15 protein-coding genes are annotated in these 18,924 nt (G+C 66.4%); 8 read left to right on the top strand and 7 right to left on the bottom strand.

Going from position 1 to position 18,924, the window contains the following annotated elements; genetic code table 11:
- Nucleotides 1–36: 36 nt before the first annotated feature.
- Nucleotides 37–471 carry a VOC family protein gene (locus ASE72_RS13235; protein ID WP_056021822.1) on the top strand — a complete coding sequence of 145 codons (435 nt, stop codon included), beginning with the start codon at nucleotides 37–39 and terminating at the stop codon, nucleotides 469–471.
- 286 nt (nucleotides 472–757) lie between these two features.
- Here ASE72_RS13235 and ASE72_RS13225 read toward each other — a convergent pair whose 3' ends face one another.
- Together ASE72_RS13225 and ASE72_RS13220 are read right to left on the bottom strand one after the other, a co-directional pair.
- A complete protein-coding gene (locus ASE72_RS13225) occupies nucleotides 758–1,249 on the bottom strand; it encodes a hypothetical protein (RefSeq protein ID WP_156350438.1) in 492 nt (163 codons plus the stop codon).
- A gap of 237 nt (nucleotides 1,250–1,486) precedes the next feature.
- Entirely contained in the window at nucleotides 1,487–2,290 is an 804-nt protein-coding gene (locus tag ASE72_RS13220) for a hypothetical protein (protein WP_156350436.1), read from the bottom strand.
- 682 nt (nucleotides 2,291–2,972) lie between these two features.
- On the opposite strand from ASE72_RS13220, the gene ASE72_RS13215 reads away from it, so the two are divergent.
- From ASE72_RS13215 to ASE72_RS13185, 7 genes are all read left to right on the top strand, one after another.
- The gene (locus tag ASE72_RS13215; RefSeq protein WP_200916259.1) at nucleotides 2,973–3,503 is read left to right on the top strand and encodes an RNA polymerase sigma factor; all 531 of its coding nucleotides are present in this window, start codon (nucleotides 2,973–2,975) and stop codon (nucleotides 3,501–3,503) included.
- Nucleotides 3,500–4,561, top strand: a complete 1,062-nt coding sequence (locus ASE72_RS13210) for a FecR family protein (RefSeq protein ID WP_056021811.1) — start codon at nucleotides 3,500–3,502, stop codon at nucleotides 4,559–4,561. Before ASE72_RS13215 ends, ASE72_RS13210 begins: the two co-directional genes overlap by 4 nt.
- 108 nt (nucleotides 4,562–4,669) lie before the next feature.
- Nucleotides 4,670–7,957 carry a TonB-dependent receptor gene (locus ASE72_RS13205; RefSeq protein WP_082445984.1) on the top strand — a complete coding sequence of 1,096 codons (3,288 nt, stop codon included), beginning with the start codon at nucleotides 4,670–4,672 and terminating at the stop codon, nucleotides 7,955–7,957.
- A gap of 70 nt (nucleotides 7,958–8,027) precedes the next feature.
- The gene (locus ASE72_RS13200; RefSeq protein WP_056021805.1) at nucleotides 8,028–10,442 is read left to right on the top strand and encodes a glycoside hydrolase family 95 protein; all 2,415 of its coding nucleotides are present in this window, start codon (nucleotides 8,028–8,030) and stop codon (nucleotides 10,440–10,442) included.
- Between the two features lie 23 nt (nucleotides 10,443–10,465).
- Nucleotides 10,466–12,391: an alpha-L-fucosidase gene (locus tag ASE72_RS13195; RefSeq protein WP_056021802.1), complete on the top strand. Its 1,926-nt coding sequence runs from the start codon at nucleotides 10,466–10,468 to the stop codon at nucleotides 12,389–12,391.
- 161 nt (nucleotides 12,392–12,552) lie between these two features.
- Nucleotides 12,553–12,906, top strand: coding sequence for a VOC family protein (locus ASE72_RS13190; RefSeq protein ID WP_056021801.1), 354 nt, complete (start codon nucleotides 12,553–12,555; stop codon nucleotides 12,904–12,906).
- A 483-nt stretch (nucleotides 12,907–13,389) separates the two neighbouring features.
- A complete protein-coding gene (locus ASE72_RS13185) occupies nucleotides 13,390–13,947 on the top strand; it encodes an energy transducer TonB (RefSeq protein ID WP_056021799.1) in 558 nt (185 codons plus the stop codon).
- A gap of 33 nt (nucleotides 13,948–13,980) precedes the next feature.
- Here the strand turns inward: ASE72_RS13185 and ASE72_RS13180 are convergent, their stop codons facing one another.
- From ASE72_RS13180 to ASE72_RS13160, 5 genes are all read right to left on the bottom strand, one after another.
- A complete protein-coding gene (locus ASE72_RS13180; RefSeq protein ID WP_056021796.1) occupies nucleotides 13,981–14,334 on the bottom strand; it encodes a Rap1a/Tai family immunity protein in 354 nt (117 codons plus the stop codon).
- Entirely contained in the window at nucleotides 14,331–15,155 is an 825-nt protein-coding gene (locus ASE72_RS13175; protein ID WP_082445982.1) for a hypothetical protein, read from the bottom strand. The genes ASE72_RS13180 and ASE72_RS13175 overlap by 4 nt, the downstream gene beginning before the upstream one ends.
- A 17-nt stretch (nucleotides 15,156–15,172) precedes the next feature.
- Entirely contained in the window at nucleotides 15,173–15,484 is a 312-nt protein-coding gene (locus ASE72_RS13170) for a hypothetical protein (RefSeq protein WP_235532347.1), read from the bottom strand.
- A 179-nt stretch (nucleotides 15,485–15,663) separates the two neighbouring features.
- The gene (locus ASE72_RS13165) at nucleotides 15,664–16,344 is read right to left on the bottom strand and encodes a hypothetical protein (RefSeq protein WP_156350434.1); all 681 of its coding nucleotides are present in this window, start codon (nucleotides 16,342–16,344) and stop codon (nucleotides 15,664–15,666) included.
- A gap of 17 nt (nucleotides 16,345–16,361) precedes the next feature.
- Nucleotides 16,362–18,920 (bottom strand): TcfC E-set like domain-containing protein, encoded by a 2,559-nt coding sequence (locus ASE72_RS13160; protein WP_056021787.1) that lies wholly within the window; start codon nucleotides 18,918–18,920, stop codon nucleotides 16,362–16,364.
- Nucleotides 18,921–18,924: the final 4 nt, after the last annotated feature.

Raw genomic sequence — 18,924 nt, 5'->3', positions numbered from 1 at the left:
ATGAAACAACGATCAGCAATCAGGTGGAGAGATCCGATGGCAGGCGTCTCCAATTGGCTCCTTGATCATACCGGCATCGGTGTCACTGACATCGTTCGATCTGCGCGGTTTTACGAGGCAGCACTTCGCCCCCTCGGGGCTAAAGTCGTCATGCGGATCGACTCGACTATGGCGCTGGCTGACGATGGCGACGGTGATTTGGCAGGCGTTGCTTTTGGTGCCGAATATCCCTCGTTTTGGCTCGACGTTTTTCATCCAACCGGGGTGAAGCAACACACTGCGTTCCGCGCTACGTCTCGCGAAGCTGTCGAAGACTTTCACCGATATGGGCTCGCTGCTGGAGGGGTGGATAACGGTGCACCGGGTCTTCGTTCGGATGGCTACCCCGAGGCCTATTATGCTGCCTTCCTGTATGATCCCGACGGAAACAATATTGAGGCCGTGTACCGTGAGTCGAGAGCGCCGACCTAGGGCACGTATCTCGTCTGGACCGGGAAAGGCGGTCCGCGCGTACTGTCGCGCGCCGCCAATGCCTCGTGCACGTAATCGAAGTCAGGCAACCCGCCGATGCGTCGGAGCAGGTGATCGGCAGGGGCATGATCGTCGAGCCGGACCCCATAAAACAGTGCGCATTGCGCATCTGCCCCCATAATGTTCGTGATCCTTCAATGCCTCTCGAATGTGGATTGCGCTTCCAGCCCATGTAGATAACCGTTTCCAGCGATCTCAGACGTTTTGCCACGTGCCTAAGCGGTGGTTAACGCCGCGCTGGCACCAATTGGCGTACCATCCTGATCTCTATACCGCCCTGCGCTGGCGGTCTTGCCGCCCTAGGTGCAGTGCGGATGAGGTAGATCGCTTCCGCGGCGCCATCAGCGTTCTGTTTCTGTACGCCACTCACCCTAGATTCGATGGCGCCGAGCTCAATCGTCCGCGGCGGCACGATTGTGAAGCCGCCACCTGCGCGCGCCTGTGCCGCCGCGATCAACTGCTGCCACACAGCTTCGTCGATCACGCCATCCGTGTTGGTCATGCGAACCGCGCAGGCATGGACCGGAGGCGCCTCCAGCGTGATGACGATATTGCTGGTACTCGCCTGTATGACCCATCCGTGCCCTGGGTCGTCGCGCAGATAATCCTTCACTTCCGTCGACGTCAGCGCACGCGCGCCGGGGAGCTTTGCCATAGTGGAGTCGATCCGCGCCTCGTCGGGAAAAACCCGGCCGCAGATCATATCGAAGATCTTCATCTGCCCCTCACCGCGGAAACGCGGAGCGTCCGCAGAGGAGGGCGCGGCGGCTTGCACGGCAAGGACGGCCAGGGCGGCAATCATCTGTTTTCCTCTTCCGGCGATGTCTTAAGCTGCCAAAGACCTCGGCGTTGCGCCAGTTGCGCCGCGGCTATACTCGCCACCTCGATCCACCGGTCTAAGGCCAATTCGTATCTGGCAATTTGCAGCAGGTTCGCGGTTGGAACCGGATCGTGCCTATCCCGTCACGGGAAGCAGACTCGGGATTCCGCGGGCGGCGACGACCCATCGATAAAAAGCATCGACCAAATAGACCCGCAGCATGGTCGGATCGATTGTCACTGCTTTTGTTGTTCCCAGACAGTCGCGCCCTTGGATTAGGATCGCCTGCTCTAATCCGCTTTCCAGATCTGATCCAGGCGAGGAGCGTACCAGGCGTGTCGTCAATTCAGGCTGGACCCGCACGAGGCATGCCGAAAACAGCAAGGCATCGAGATCAGATTTCAAGCGAAAGCGGTTTCGTCGACTTTCGGTGCGATTAAATCGACGGCGAACGACGAGATCTTCGGTCTCTGCGAGCGTCAAAGCGGCATCGGGTGCATAAAGACGCAACGCCGCTTCAAGGATCGCCCCGCGATCCAGTTTTGACGTCCCCCTTAACCGGATATCGCCCTCAGCGCTTCCCGACGGGTACCCGGGATAACACGCTCGATTGGTGACAATGATCCAACCTTGCGCGAATTGCGCCGACGAAGTGCCTGGTGGCCCGTCTATGACCTTGGAAAGCATGACCGGATCAAATGTGCCCACGCACTTGGCGAACATTTCAGACCGTTCATAGCTGATCTTTGATCCAAGCGCGGTTTGGTAATTCAGTGTGATACGCGTCGGCAGCTTATCTTTAGGAATGCGCAAGGCCCGAATGATGATCTCGTCGCTGGCGTCTGCATCCGGCAATACGGGGGCGGCGGCGCTGCCCGGAAGAGTGGCGTCTTGTGCGAACGCCAAGGTGGCGTTGGCGACGGCAAATAACAGTGACATCAGCCGAGCCATTCTGCGCATTAGCCACTCCCGGAAATAGTGTGCCGTTGATACCCAAACGCGAATAGCATGAATAGATGTCCGCTTTAAGGTCCCCATCCACACGATCGAAGCCTCAAGACTTGAGTGAAACTGGCCCGGCGGCGTGAGGCGACCAGGAAACAGTTCGGGTCAGCGGGGAGCGGCATGATCGAGTCCCGCCTCCAAACGCTCGTTCCGCTCGATCATTTCCAACGTTCGGCGACCCGGATCACCGTTTCAGACCGTTCGGAATGACGATAGCGGCGCGAGTGCTCCCGCCGACGATGGCATCTGGCTCGCTGCGCCGCCGCATCACATCAAAACCGCCCGGTCGCGTCGAACGCGGTTGTCCCAGTCAGCGAGAACGAGGCTATCGGGCATTGTCCTGCAAAATCCATTCCCTGCATACCAGCGCGCCCGGTAAAGATGAGGACCAGTTCCGAACGAACCTTGCCGACTTTATCGGCCTACACCAAAGCCTGATCGCTCCAAACGCTCGATAGCCCTTGACCTGGACGTCCATTGCCAGCTTCCGATTTTGAGCGCGCGAGCGGTTCATCGTCAGTGTTATCGCAGAAATCTCGCCATCAACCATCCAGAGCGAATTAAGGAGTTTTCAGGTTTCGGTTGAGCACATCGCTGCGCCGGACGTCTATCTATCATGATGAAGCCCACGCGACCTGCCGGCGCCACGCCTTCGCGCGACCTGTCGGCGCTGATGGAACGCATGCGGCCGGCGCTGATGGCGTTCTTTATCCGGCGGCTCGGCGATCCGGTGCAGGCGGAGGACCTGATCCAGGATCTCTTCATCCGCATGGCGACGATGACCAGCCCGGCGACGAACAATCCCGAAGGCTATATCTTCCAGGCCGCGGCCAACCTGCTGCGCGATCATTATCGACGCGAGGCCACGCGCTCGCGGTATCAACGCTCGAATGCGGGCGATCCGGACCTTGCGATCGATCCGATCGACGCCGAACGATTGCTGTCCGCGCGGCAGAGCGTCGGCTGCGTGGCGCGGACGCTCGGTGGGCTGCCCGATCGCACGCGTCAGATCTTCATCCTCTACCGGCTGGAGGGCATGCAGCGAAAGGCGATCGCCGACGCGTTCGGCATCTCGGTCAGCGCGGTCGAAAAGCATATCGCCAGCGCGATGCGCGCGTTGCTGGCCGTCATGGGAGAGGCGAAATGACCGCGCTCCGCCCCGATGCCGACGCCGATGCGGACGTCATCAACTGGTGCCTGCGCCTGAGCAACGGCACGATGTCGCCGCAGGACCGCGAGAGACTGCACGAGTGGTTGGCCGGCGACGCGGCGCGCGGCGAGCAACTGGGGGCGGCACTCGCCGCCTGGGACGCGGTCGAGGCGGATGCCGACGCGCCCGAGATGCTGGCGCTGCGCCGCGACGCGCTCGGCGCGGTCCACCGCGCCGGGCAACGACGCTGGCTGCGAACCCGGTTCGTGCCCTCCCCCATTCCCTGGGCCCGCCCGATGCTGTGGGCGATCGCCGCGGCGCTGGTGTTGACGCTGTCGGTCGGTTCGCTGTTGTGGTGGCAGGGCGGGCGCGATGCCTATCGCACCGGGATCGGCGAACGTCGCGTCATCGCGCTGGCCGATGGCTCGCGCCTGTCGCTCGATGCCGACAGCGTCGTCACGGTCGCCTTCACCGCACAGCGGCGGAACATCGTCCTCGAAAAGGGCCGGGCGCGGTTCAAGGTCGCAAAGGACCCGCTTCGCCCGTTCGCGGTGCGCAGCGGCCGCAACGTGATCGTCGCGACCGGGACCGAATTCTCGGTCGAACGGCTCAGCCGCGAGATCCGGGTCGCGCTGTTCGAGGGGCACGTCGCGGTGCTGCGCGATACGCCGCAGGGCCAGACGAACGCAATCGTCCGTCGCGACGGTCGCCGCCTCACGGTCGAGCGCGCGCTGACACCGGGCCATGAGATTGGCCTGCCAGTGTCGGGGACGATCGGCTCGATCGGTCCCGCGCTCGGCCCCATCGCCGGCGGCGAAAGTTGGGGCGCGGAACAGATCAGCTTCACCGCGGAGACGCTGGGTGCCGCCGCGGAACGGATGAACCGCTATGCCGAGCGACGCCGCATCGCGGTCGATCCCGGCGTCGCGGACGTGCGGATCAGCGGGGTGTTCAACGTCGGCGATGTCGACGCGTTTGCGCAGGCGATCGCCGCGACCTTCCCCGTCGACGCCACCGTCGACGACGCAACCATCCGGTTGAAACGCCATCGTTGATACCGGTTGCCGACCAAAGGAAGATCAATTGAAGATAATTGCGGCAATTTGCTGAGCATCTCGCCACCCCGTGCGTCATAAAAGTATAACAACACTAGGGGGCGGTGGATGACTGTGACGAAGCGTATGATCCTCGGCGCGAGCGGCGTTGTGATCGCGACGATGATGACGGCGGCGCCGGTGCTGGCACAGACGGGCCAGACCCAGCGGGTCGTCCGTGTCGACGTACGCGCCCAACCGCTTGGTCCCGCGCTACGGTTGCTCGGTCGGCAGATGCACGTGCAGTTGGTGTTCGACGAAGCCGCGCTTGGTGGTCGCGTCGCGCCTGCCGTCAATGGCGCGATGACCGCGGACGCGGCGCTGGGCCAATTGCTCCAGGGCAGCGGTCTGACGATGTCGCGGACCGGCCAGGGCGTCTATGTCATCACGCGCGCGGCCGCGCTCACGCGGGTGTCGATGGCGGCCCCCGGACAACAGACCGCGGGCGGTCAGGACGGTGCAGCGAGCACGACCGGCGACGCCGCGGCAACGACGGACGATGCGGTCCCGACGCCACCCCCCGGCGGCGACATCGTCGTAACGGGATCGCGCATCCGCTCGAAGAACCTCGTCGAAACCGCGCCGGTGACCAGCGTCACGCAGGCCGACATCAAGCTGCAGGCGGCGTTCAGCGTCCAGGAGGTGCTGAACCGCGTACCTGCGATCAAGAACAGCGACACCAATTTGTCCAACGGCAACGGGCGACAGCAATTCGATTTCCACGGGCTCGGTACCAACCGGACGCTCACGCTGATCGATGGCCAGCGGATCGGCGTTACCGAGGGCATCGACGCCTCGGTCGTGCCGGTCGGGTTGATCGAGCGGGTCGACCTGCTGACCGGCGGGGCGTCCGCGGTCTACGGGTCGGACGCGATCGGCGGGGTGGTGAACTTCATCCTGCGCAAGGACTTCGAAGGCGTCAACGCGAACGTCAATTACGGCTTCTACAATGCCGACAACCGCGACAACATCGCCGCGCAGGCCGCGCGCAATGCAGGGTTTGCGGTGCCCAGCGGCATGACCAACGATGGCGGCCGGTTCGATGCCAATATCAGCATGGGCAAGAACTTCGCCGGCGGTCGCGGCAATATCTCGATCTTCGGCGCATACAGTCAGGTCGAGCCCGTGCTGGCGTCGTCGCGGTCCTTCTCGGTCTGCCCGATCACGCTGTCGGGCCAGTCGGTGGTCTGCGCCTCGCCGTCGTCCGCGACCTCGGCGGGCTATTTCCAGGCGCTGTCAGGGCCCGCACAGAATGGCAGCATCCTGACCAATGCGGCCGGGGGTGGCCGCGAATTCGTCCCGTTCACGGGGACGAATGGCTATAATTACAACGAAAGCTTCTTCTTCCAGCGCGAGAACACGCGCTACAACGGCGCGGCGTTCCTCAATTACGAGGTGTCGCCCGCGATCCAGCTCTATGCCAACGGCCTGTATCTGCGGTCGGAGTCGCAGAGCCAGTCGGATCCCGCGACGATCCAGCCCGGCTCGACGCCGTACGACATCAACTGCAACAACCCCCTGCTGTCGGGACAACAGGCGGCGGCATTGTGCGGATCGGCGGCCGGCACGGGCACGAGCGTCCGGACCGACGTTCGCTATCGCTTTACCGAACCCCAGACGACCCGCTCGTCGAACGAGATCTATCGCGCGGTGGCGGGGGTTCGTGGCGATCTCGGCAGCGCCTGGCATTACGACGTCGGCGGAGTCTATTCGACCACCCTGTACCGGCAGCAGCAGACCGGCCGGATCGATCCCACCAAGGTCGCCAAGGCACTGCAGGTCGTCGACGTCAACGGCACGGCGACCTGCGTCGCGGCGGTCAACGGTACCGACCCCGGGTGCGTCCCGCTCGACATCTTCTCGACCAATGCCCCCAGCGCCGCCGCGGTCGAGTATCTGTCGTTTGCGCAGGGCGGCGGCGTTTTCCGCGAGCGCTATGAACAATGGGTCGGCAACGCGAACCTTTCCGGCGACCTCGGCGACTATGGGCTGAAAAGCCCGTTCTCGAGCAAGGGCATCGATATCGCCCTGGGTGGCGAATATCGCGCGAACACCTATCGCTCGCGCCCCGATGCCGCGTATCAGGCCGCGTTCGGCGCGACACCGTCGACGCTGTCGAACGATGCCGTGGATCTTTACGGCGAGGTCAACGTCCCGCTGGTCAGCGACAAGCCGTTCATCCGCGACCTGAGCATCGGCGCCGCGATCCGCGGGTCGAAATATTCGGGCGTCGAGAACATCCGGTCGACCTACAAGATCGACGGCAGCTGGCGACCGGTCGAGGACATCCTGTTCCGCGCGAGCTACAACAAGGCGACGCGCGCGCCGAGCATCTACGAGCTCTCGTCGAACGCCAATACCAGCTACGGCACGCTCGACACGAACACGCTGGGCGACCCCTGCGCCGGGACCAGCCCGGTCGCGAGCCGGGAGATCTGTGCAAGCACGGGTGTCACCGCAGCCCAATATGGCGCGATCCAGCAATGTCCGGATTTCCTGTGCACCGTGCGCAACGGCTCGGAGGGGCTGGTGACGCCCGAGGTGGCGCATACCTATACCTACGGCCTCGTCCTCACGCCGCGGATGCTGCGCGGTTTCTCCGCCACCGCCGATTATTACAGCATCGAGATCCAGAACGGCATCGGCTATTACCGCGCGATCGACTTCCTGCAGACCTGCGCCAACACCGGCTATGACTTCTTCTGCAGCCAGCTGCAGCGCAACGCCGACGGGACGCTGTTCAGCGATGCCGGCGCCGCGACGGGCTATATCAACCAGGGATACAGCAACCTCGGCCGGACCAACGCGCGCGGCTTCAATTTCTCCGCCAATTACGACACGCGGATGGGCAGCTGGGCGCGGTTCTCGACAAGCTATGTCGCGACGCTGCAGACCGCGAAGGGTGGCGATCTCGGGCTGCCCGATACCGACTATAATGTCGTCGGGCTGTTCGGCCCCTATGCGGGACAGGGCTATCGCCGCTATCAGCACAGTTTCCGGTTCACGCTGAGTTCGCCCGAGTCCGCGCAGACGCAAGGACTGGTCTCGGTCAATTGGCGTCACAATTCGGGGCTGAAGAACTCGCGCCTCGCTGGCAACCCGATCTTCGGCGAGGACGATCCGACCGTGCCGGCGGAGTACAAGTACCTGCCCGCCTACGACGTCTTCGATCTCAGCGGCAGCGTAACGGTATCGCGCGCGCTGACGTTGCGGCTGGTGGTCAACAACGTGCTGAACCGCGCGGCGCCGGTCCGCCCCAGCCCGCCGCTCGAGGCTGCCGAACGCGTCAACACCTCGCCTTCGGTCTACGACGCGCTGGGTCGGTCGATCAATATCGGGGCGACGGTCGATTTCTGAGCTGGGCACCAGGTCCCCCGCGTCCGGCTACGTATCGCGTCGCGCGGTCCTGGCCGGGGGTACGGGGTCGGTGCTTGCCGGCCTGCTCGCCGGAATGGGCGATGCTGCTGCCGAGCCGGGGACGGACGCACGCCACCGGATCACCGCCGATCAGCCCGCCACCGAGTGGTTGCTCGGCCATCCGGTCGGGAACGGGCAGCTGGGGGCGATGATGGGCGGCGGGATCGCGCGCGACGTGATGTCGCTCAATCACGACACGCTGTGGAGCGGGCAGCCAGCAGACACCGCCGATCATGACGGCCGGGATGCGCTGGCGGCGGTCCGTCAGTCCGTCTTTGCGGGCGATCCGGTGAGCGCCGATCGGCACAGCGCGGCGCTGCAGGGGCCGTTCAGCGCCAGCTACGCGCCGATGGCGGATCTCGAACTCGAGATGGATCATAGCGACGCCCCGCAGGCGTATCGGCGCGTGCTCGACCTCGATCGCGCGGTCGCAACAGTCGGCTATCGCTGTGGCGACGCGACCTATCACCGCGAATTGTTCGTCTCGCATCCCGACTCGGTGATCGTCCTGCGCCTGACCGCGGACCGGCGCGGGAGGATCGATTGCCGCCTCAAGCTGACCAGCAAACTGCGCGCGACGGCGACCGCCACCGCAAATGCCGGCGGCAACCGGATCACGCTGGTCGGCAAGGCGCCGACGTTGTGCGAACCCAATTACCGCGACGTCCCAAACCCCGTGCGCTATTCGGACACGCCGGGTCGGGGGATGGCGTTCGCGACGCTCCTGTCGGTCGAGACCGATGGCGGCGCGGTTACCGCATCGGACGGTGCGCTGCGCATTCGCGGCGCCACCTCTGTGACCGTCCGGATCGCCGCCGCCACCGGATTCCGCCGCTTCGACCTGATGCCGGACACGCCCGCGGCGGCCGTGCGCGCGTCGGCGGAGCGCATCCTCGCGACCGGCGCGCGGCATGGCTATACGGCGCTGCTCGACCGTCACGTCGCCGATCATCAGGCGCTCTACCGTCGCGCCGATCTCGCGCTTCACGGTGCAGCGGGTGATCGCGATACCCCGCGCGCCGCGCGCCTGTTCCAGCTCGGCCGCTACCTGATGATCGCCAGTTCGCGTGAGCACACGATGCCCGCCAATCTCCAGGGCGTGTGGAATACCGAACTGCGCCCGCCCTGGAGCGCGAACTACACCACCAACATCAATCTCCAGATGAACTACTGGCCCGCGGAGAGTTGCAATCTCGCCGACTGCCATCTGCCGCTGATCGACCATATCGAGCGGCTTGCGGCCACCGGCGCGCAGACCGCCCGATCGCTTTACGGCATGCCGGGCTGGTGCGTGCATCACAACAGCGACCTGTGGGCGATGAGCCATCCGGTCGGCGCGGGCGTCGGCGATCCCAATTGGGCGAACTGGCCGATGGCGGGACCGTGGCTGGTCCAGCATGTCTGGGAGCATTACCGCTTCGGCGGCGACCGCGCGTTCCTCGAGGCGCGCGGCTTCCCGTTGATGCGCAGCTGTGCCGAGTTCTGCGCGGCGTGGCTGGTCCGCGATCCCCGCAGCGGCCATCTGACCACCGCCCCGTCGATCTCGCCCGAGAATTTGTTCATGACGGCATCCGGCAAGACCGCGGCGATCTCGGCCGGCTGCACGATGGACCTCGCGCTGATCCGCGAGCTGTTCACCAACTGCATCGCGGCGATGCGCGTGATCGGCGACGTCGACGGACTGAGCGCCCGCCTCGCGGGATTGCTTAAGCAGCTCGAACCGTACCGCGTCGGCCGCTACGGCCAGCTGCAGGAATGGTCGACCGACTTTGCCGAGCAGGATCCGGGGCATCGCCACATCTCGCATCTGTATCCGCTCTATCCCGGCGATGCGATCGACCCGGTCCGGACACCGCGGCTCGCGCAGGCAGCCCGCGCATCGATGGCGCGGCGCGAGGCGCATGGCGGCGCCAGCACCGGGTGGAGCCGCGCCTGGGCGACCGCGGTGTGGGCCAGACTCGGCGACGGCGCGCAGGCCGGACGGTCGCTCTCCGCGTTCATCGCCAACAGCGTCGCCGCCAATCTGCTCGACACCCACCCCGCGCAACCGCGTCCGGTATTCCAGATCGACGGCAATCTGGGGATCACCGCCGCGATCGCCGAGATGCTGCTGCAAAGCCGCGAGACGGAAATCGCGTTGCTGCCTGCGCTGCCGCCGCAATGGACCTCAGGGCGCGTTGCCGGTTTGCGCGCGCGCGGCGGTCACGAAGTCGCGATCGCCTGGAGCGACCGGCATGTCGACGCGACCGTGACCGCCGGGGGCGAGCGCCTGACGGTCCGGACGCCGCCGGGGTTCGAAGCGGTGACGGTATCGCAGCACGGCAAGGCGGTCCGGTTCGAACGGACCCCGCATACGATGACGTTCGCGACCACACCGGGCCGCCCCTACCGCGTCGCGCTGCGCAGGCGTTCCGACGCCGCATGACCCAAGAGTTTTCAGGAGCCGCCATGTCGATCATCACCCGCCGCAAGATGCTGGCCTCGGGGCTCGCATCGGGCCTGGCCTCGATCAGCACGTCGAGCGGCTGGGCGCGCAAACCCGCGTCCGGGGCCGCGCCAGCACCCTGGGGCGCAACCCCCTCCCCGCGCCAGCTAGCCTGGCATGCGCGCGAGCAATATGCGTTCGTTCACTTCTCGATCAACACCTTCACCGATCGCGAATGGGGCTATGGCGACGAGGACCCCACATTGTTCGCGCCGACCGACTTCTCGGCGGATCAGATCGTCGGCGCGGCCAAGGCGGGCGGCCTGCGCGGTATCGTCCTGACCGCCAAGCATCACGACGGTTTCTGTTTGTGGCCGACGCTGCTGACCGAGCATTGCGTGCGCAACAGCCCGTTCCGCGACGGCAAGGGCGATATCGTCCGCGAGTTCGAACAGGCGGCACGCCGCGCCGGCATGGATTTCGGGATCTACCTGTCGCCATGGGATCGCAACCACGCGGACTATGGCCGCCCCGCCTATCTCGACTATTACCGCAAGCAGATCGTCGAGCTCTGTACGCGCTACGGTACGCTGTTCGAATTCTGGTTCGACGGCGCGAATGGCGGCGATGGCTATTATGGCGGTGCGCGCGAGACGCGGAAGATCGATTCCGAAACCTATTATAACTGGCCCTCGATCTTCGCATTGGTCCACCAACATCAGCCGATGGCCTGTACGTTCGAGCCGCTCGGCGCCGACCTGCGCTGGGTCGGCAACGAGGACGGGGTCGCGGGCGATCCGTGCTGGCCGACCATGGCCGATCACAAGCCGAGCCAGGCCGAGGGCAATGCCGGTTTGCGCGGCGGCCCCTTGTGGTGGCCTGCCGAGACCAACACCTCGATCCGGCCGGGCTGGTTCTATCACGCCGACGAGGATTCGAAGGTGAAGGATCCCCAGCGGATGCTGAAACTGTTTGACGAATCGATCGCGCGGGGGACCAATCTGATCCTCAACCTGCCGCCCGACCGCCGCGGTCGCCTCGCCGACCCGGACGTCGCGGTGCTGCACGCGTTCGGCGATGCGCAGCGCGCCACGTTCGCGAAGGATCGCGCCGAGGGTGCGATCGCATCGGCCGACCATGTCCGCGGGCCGGGCTTTGCCGCGGCCAACGTGCTCGACCGCGATCCCGCGCGCTATTGGTCGACGCCCGATTCCATCCATACGCCGAGCCTCGTGCTCGACCTGCCGCCCGGCACCAGCTTCGATCTCGTCCGTATCCGCGAATTCCTGCCGCTCGGCGTGCGCGTCGACCGGTTTGCGATCGATATCGACCATGGCGCGGGATGGACGGAGGTGGCCCGCGGCGACTGCATCGCGGCGCAGCGCGTCGTCCGCCTGCCGACGCCGGTCGTCGCGCGACGGTTGCGGCTGCGGATCGTCGCGGCACAGGCCTGCCCGGCGATCAGCGAAGTCGCGCTGTTCCGACAGGTCACCCCCGTCGCCGTGCAATTGCCCGCCGCCCGTGCGCGCGACGTGTTGCCCTCATCCGACCTCTCGGTCGTGTCCGCGACAGGGTCCGGCGCGGGCGCGCTGATCGACAATGATCCGGGCAGCGTCTGGCAGGTTCCGGTCGCAGCCGCCGCGGGATCGGCGACGGTCACGCTCACGCTCGCCAGGCGACAGCCGCTGGGGGGCTTCATCCTCACGCCCTCGCGCGCGGTCAACACCGACAGCGCGCCACCCAAACGCTTTGTCGTGGAGACCAGCCTCGACGGTAAAAGCTGGAGCAAGGCGGCGTCGGACGAATTCTCGAACATCGCCAACGCGCTCTCGCCGCAGCGCATCCTGTTCGGCACGAAGGCGGACGCGGTCTATGTGCGGATGACGTTCATCGGTCTTGCAGCGCCCAAAACCTATCTGGCGATCGCGGGCATCGACCTGTTTCGATGACTTTCGGACCAGGATCGGACTTGAGCCAGTCGGTATCTACCCGACAGAGCATAGTAGTAAGTGCGTGATTTACGTAGTCTACCTGGTGGCGAGCCGCATCGGCAACTTTATAGTTTACGACTTGGAGCTCACGTCTTGAAGCGGCCGATCGGAGATTTCTGATGAAGATCCAGGGCTTGTACGCGGTGGCATGTGTAACGGACATGCCGCGCGCTGAAGATTGGTATACGACGCTACTCGCCCGACCCGCTGACGACCATCCGATGCCCACGCTGACGCAGTGGCGGAACATCGGCACGGCAGGTATCCAACTGATCCTCGACGCCGATAAGGCCGGACAGTCCGTACTTACGATCGTAACCCCCGACATTGCGTGGGAAAGAGACAGGCTTGCCGATCTCGGTGTCGATATCGACCCGATCAGCCGGGGTGGTTTTGGCGCGATAGCCGAGATTTCTGATCAGGATGGCAACAGGATCATCATAGCGGAGCCGCCAAAGGGTTTCACGGGTTGACGTGAAGTCGGTCTCCTGGGTCACCCTCATGATCGCGGCCGGCCGTCTTAGTGCTTTGCTCGGGGCCGTCTTGTAGCGCCCGTTTACAAACTCGCGGAGCTTCGGACGTCGGCCCTGACTATCAAACCATGCCGCACTGGCTCCTGGTCCCTCCAAGCCGTGTAGGAGTCTTCGAACATCCGGGCACGGACGCCCCGCCGGGCTGGACCGATGTCCGCTTCCGCCGGGGCGACGGTAACTGGGCGGGATTGCCCAGCAGCGCGAGACTGCGGTCGCCCGCAACCTGGCGCCGGAAACCGGATGTTAAGCCCGCTGATGCATCCGTGAACGATGCTTCATCTCGCCATGCTGCTCGTGCAGGCCGCCCCCGCCGCCATCCCGTCGCCGCCGCCGCAACAGCCGATCGGTGCGGACGCGTCCGGCACAGCCGCCCCGGTTTCGCCGCCGGCCCCGTGCAGGATCCGGGATCGCAGGGGGCGGCTGGTGGACTTCAAACCGACGTTTTGCGAATCGCTGGCGAATTTCTTCAAGCCCCGTGCGCCCGCAGCGGGTCCGCCGTACACACTGTTGCAACTCGGCGTCGATCCGACGGGCAAGGTCGACCAGTGCAGCGTCGTCGAATCAAGCGGCGTGCCCCGGCTCGATGTGAGGGCGTGCGCGATCGCGATCGACAAGGCCCGCTATACCTCGACATCCGCGAAGGGCAGCCCGCGACGCCAATCGGTGCGGCTGCGTATCAGTTGGCCCGCAAGCCTCGCGACCATGATCGCAACACCTGTCCCCGCTTCACCCGCGGACGCTGCGAACGGCGCGGCAGCCTCGCCTGTGGCGCGTCCCGTGACAAGGCCGGTAGCGCAGCCTGTAGCCGAGCCGGTCGTCCAGTCGCGCCCCCTGCCCGCACCGGACCGCCGCGTCCCCGCGATAGCCCAGCGCACGGCGAGCGCAGCGACACCAAATGCCCCGAGCTATGCTGAAAAGCTCGCAGCGCAGCGCGGCATCCGCGGGCGCAATGTCGAACAGGGCTGGACGATCAGCGACTAGTGGCGTGACGTCGGCCCCGCGCCGCGCACCCGGTTACTTGCGTTTGCAGGGATATGCGCGCTGCAGGGCGTCGCGGACGACGAACGCGGGTGCGCCGGTCGCCGTCTTCCCGCGCGTGCGCAGATATTTGCGGACGATCGCGAGAACCTTGACCGTCGTGGCGCGCGTCGATGACGGGCAGATCTGGCGGGACCGCGACAGCGTATCGAACGCCCCGAGGATGTAGCCCGTGCAGAAATCGGGCGTCGGATCGGCGTCCTTGCCCCGACACTGCGCGACGAGCTGTTCAGTGGTGAGCGCACTGACGACCACCGCATCGCCGGGCGACGGAGTGCCCCGCGCCGGCGGGTCGGCCATGAGCAGCGCGGCCAGCGTCAACAGGATCATGATCGTCCTTCCGAACCCGCCCGTCGATCCGCCTCGACCGGCGCTTTGGCGAGCGGTCCGGCCGGCGGTATGTACGGCAGCAGCCGCAGGCGGGGAAACACCTCGTCGACCGGCCGCGAGTCGGGGAGGACGTAGACGATCCCGCCCTTTTTCTGAAACAGCGGGCGGAGCGTCTTGGTATAGAAACTGGTACCGACGTTGATGCAGCCGAACGTGACGCGATTGTCGTCGGGCGTCGGCGACAGCAGCCGCGCGACCCGGCGCTCTTTCTTGTTCGTCGTGATCACCGCATGCAGCGCGACCGAGTTGGCATAATCGACCCACAGCACGCGCTGGTTGCCGAACGCGCGACCGAACTTGGCGATGAAGCGCCCTGCCGGGGTCGTCCGTTCGGCCGGGCCGATCTCGGCAAGGCTCTTCGCGCCGACGCCGGGCGACGAATCGTCGCCGATGCCCAGACCGAGCAGCACGGGTGTCTGCCCCAGCGCCTTCCCATCGCCACCGAACAGCAGAAGCAACGCATTCTGCTTGTCGATCACGATATAGGGCATGCCGCGATTGTCCTTCGCGGCGGCGACCCAGGCGACGAGACGATTGGTCGCCTCCGAGGGCATGGGAGCGTCCGCCAGCGCCGCCTGCTCGATGGCAAGCGGTTCCGCACGCGGTTTGGGCATTGCCTTGCGCGCCCGCCGCTCGACACCCTTCGCCGGTACCGGCGCAGCGGTCACGGGCTGCGCCGCCAGCAGCGCGAGAACGGCGCTGGCGGCGATGCCGAGACGGCGGGCGTCATGGAAAGGCGCTGTCGCCGTCGTCCGGAACACGCGTGCGGGGCCGGGTCTTAGCCGCGGGGCCGGCGCTGCTGACGCTGCTGCTGCTGCTGCATCTGCTGGTCGAGGCCATCGACGCGGCCGTTGATCTGATCGATGCGCTGCGCGTTCTGCTGCGCCTGACCGGCAGCCGCCTGCGCCTGCGTGAGCGCCTGACCCGACGTTCCCTCGACGGTCCGAAGCCGGCCGTCCATCCCGTCGATCCGCGTGTTCACGGTCGCGATCTGCTCCCTGACGAAGCCCTTGGTGGCGCATCCGCCGAGCCCGACCGATCCGACCAAGATCATCGCAACTGCCGAATATTTAGGGAAACTTGTACGCATAGCTTGAACCTCCAAGATGGATTTGCGCACCCAGCGCGGGGTCTGTCGGACTGACAATCGATATTAGTCGAGACGTGCAGATCCTGCGGCGGGAAACGCGCGCCGGCCGGGCGCCGATCAGCAGACCCGCGAGCGCCGTGCGGACTCGGTCGGGCCGGGACGTTAACCAAACAAGGCGCTCAAAAGCGGCGGGTTTCGACCGAGGTCCCCGTCTTGACCCGGTAGTCGACGGGACGGTCCGGATCGATCGTCTGCGTCCAGTCCGCACCCGCATAGAGGCGGCGCGGCGGGAGCGTGCGGCAATCCTTGCCCGCCGCATCGCACTGGCGCCCTTCGTAGAGCTCGACATTGGTGCTGCCGGTGTTCGCCAGCACGAGCGCGGTTGCGGCGCGGGTGGCGGTGATCGTGCCGGCGAGCACCGGCGGGCGGACGATCACGAGCACGTCATAGCCGACGAGCAGCTTCAGCGCCGACCCCGCCGCGGAAATCTCGCCCGCGACCGGTTTGACGGTGACGCGGTAGATCCGGTCGCGCGCGCGCCGCGCACCGATCACCGCGATACGCAGCAGACGCCGCTCGCCGGGCTCGAGGATCAGCTTCTGCGGCGTGACCAGCAGGCCACTCGCTGCGGGATCGACGCTGGCAACGCGGCGTTCGCGCGGCGTGCCGGGATCGACGATCTCGGCCGGCTCGGCGACGACGTACATCCGCTCGGCCCCCGTGTTCCACGCCTCGATGTCGGCGCGTGGCGGGCCGCTGGCTGCGAGATCGACGACGACCTGGCTCAGCACGAGGTCCGCTTGTGCCGGCGTCGCCCCCAACAGCGTCGCGAACGCCAGCGCCGCAATCCATCGCATCATATGCCCGTCCTCCTTCGTCACGGCGTCGAATCCGCCATCTGCCTCGATGAAAATGCGCGCACGCAGATCAGCGTACCGATCGCCGCATAGCCCTCCGCGCCCGGCGTCGCCGCGACCGGCAGGCGGCATTGCCCGCCATCCGCCGTCTGCACCTTGAGCGTTGTCCGCACGCCGGCCTCGATCTGGAAATAGCCATTCTCGTCGGTCGTTCCGATCGCGTCGCCCGCATCGACCGCGGCGTTCGCGATCGGCGTGCCGTCGGCATGGACGATCCGGCCGAACATCGCGACGACGGGGTACGCCGTCCAAGACGCGCGCGCGACGGTGCCGGGATACACGCTGACGTCGCGCGCGCCGCCGTCGACATGAACCAGATCGGCGCCCGTCGACCGGATCCGCACCGCATAGCGGCGATAGGCCGGCACCGGCACCGACGCGGTGCGCCCCGCGCGAACGACGCCCCGCACCGTGCCGTCGATCAACAGCTCGAACGTTGCACTGGGATCGAGGCCGGCACCCTCGACCCCGACGAGGATCACGCTGTCGCTGCGTTCGCGCCCCTCGAATGCGAGACCCTGCCCGCTAAGGGCCGCCGTCGTCTGGAAGCCGAGCGCATATTGCGTGGCGCCGTTGCGCTCGCCGACCGGCTGCGCGAGATCGGCGGACACCGTCGCTGCGCGCGTTCGAAGATCCGCATGCCCCCGCGCCAGCGCACCATAGACCTCGCGCTCGAGCCCACCCGACAGCGCGACGTTACCGCCGAGTACGCCATCCCGCTGCCATGCACCGCCGATCCCGCCGACCAGCGCGGTCCCGCCACCGAGACGCGAACCGCCGTCGTCGCGCGCGCCGCCCCCCGCGCCCGATATCGTGCGTATGCCGGCATTGGCATAGGTCGACGACGCCCCGCGCACCCGTTGGAGGCTGAGCCCGAAAAACGCCGAACGGCCGCGATTGGACAATGTCATGTCACCGCGCAGACTGACCTGCAGCCCGCCGCGCTCGATGAGCGGCATGTAGAGCGTGGGGCCGATCCCATAGCTGCGACTGGCGCGGGCGTCGTCGCGGTAGAAGCCGGTGACGCCGATCTGGCCGGGGCGCAGCGTATAGCTGAGCGTGCCGTAGACCTGGACAAACGATCCCGCGCCAAGCCCGCGGACGCTGTCGATCGTGCCGACATCATAGCCGCGCGACAGGTCGCCGAGCGGGATTAGCGGCCGGTCGCCCCGGCTCCACACGCGCCGCGCGTCGAGCGTGTAGTTCAGCCTCGCGGATCCCGGCGAGGAAATCTGGACGAGCAGACCGGCATCGCCGCGGACCGAGGCAAGCGCCGCACCGCGGATCTGCGCGCGTTCGCCCAGCCAATAGCCGCCCAGCTCGAGCATCGCGGTGCGGTCGGTCCCCAGCAGCGTGGCATCGACCGCGACATGCGGCGACAGACGGCGCGCCACGCCCGCCTCGTAGAACGGCGTCCGCGACACCGCGACCGGCGTCCCCCGGCGGTCGTTCGCGAGCAGCCCCGCATAGGCGAAGAAGATCGGCTCGCCGACCGCCGCGATCGCGGCGTCCTTGGTAAAGAAACGCCGCTCGTCGCGAACAGCGCCGCCCGCTTCCTGGATGCGCAGGATCACCTCATACGCGCCGTCGGGCAGGCTCGAGCTGTCGAGCGCGTGGTTTCCCGCGTCATAGGTCCGCGACGACACCAGCCGCCCCTCGCGCAGGATGTCGACGCGCGAGCGTACTGCGAGCGACACGACCAGCGGACTTCCCGCGATCAGCATGCGGTCGAGCCGCGTATCCTGCTGGCTCTGCACACCCGCACCGACGATCTTGCGGCGGCCGGTGAGATCTATACCCGGCGCCCATAGCGCCCCGGCGGCATAGCGGACGCCGGGCTTGTCGAGTTCGGCGGCAAGCGTATCGACGACCAGACCGAAGCGCGACGAATAGAACATCTCGTTGCGCAGCCGCGCGTTGCGGTAGCCGAGGATCGCACGATTGTTCAGCGCGATCTCGGCAGTACCGCCGCTCCCCGCGATCGTCCCGCCAAACTGATCGACCAGCGACAGCCCGGCGGAAGGCAGCGGCAGATAGTGGCGCTCGGCAGCGGCATGGACGGACAGGGCCGACGGATTGACGACGATATCAACGCGGAACCGCGGCTCGTCGAAGACCACGCCCGCGATAGCCGGTTGCAGCGTCGCACATGCCGCCGGGACCGCGTCGGCCGCACAGACGAGCTCGGCATGCGCATCGAGCTCGGGCGCGCCCAGGACGACGCGGATCGCGGCGGGATCGCGCAAGTCCGGGATCAACGCGATCACCGCATCGACATCGACGAAGGTCAATCGCCCGGCCGCGTGGATGATCTGCGCCTGTCCGACGATCCGGCCGCCGATCTGCACGTCGACCACCGCCTGCTGAACGCTCGCGAGCTGATCGAAGCCCGCTGGCTGACCGACGACGACACCCGTCTTGCCGGTGCCGTCCTGCGCGAGCGCGACGATCGGCGCGATCGTGCCGGCGAGCAGCAGCGGCACCGCCAGCCTGTCGAGCCGGAGCCCGGATCCAGACATCGCC

This window comes from Sphingomonas sp. Leaf20, from assembly GCF_001421535.1.
Lineage (GTDB): Bacteria > Pseudomonadota > Alphaproteobacteria > Sphingomonadales > Sphingomonadaceae > Sphingomonas.
The sequence above is the reverse complement of the archived record's forward strand: the minus strand, read 5'-3'. Positions and strand labels throughout refer to the sequence as shown.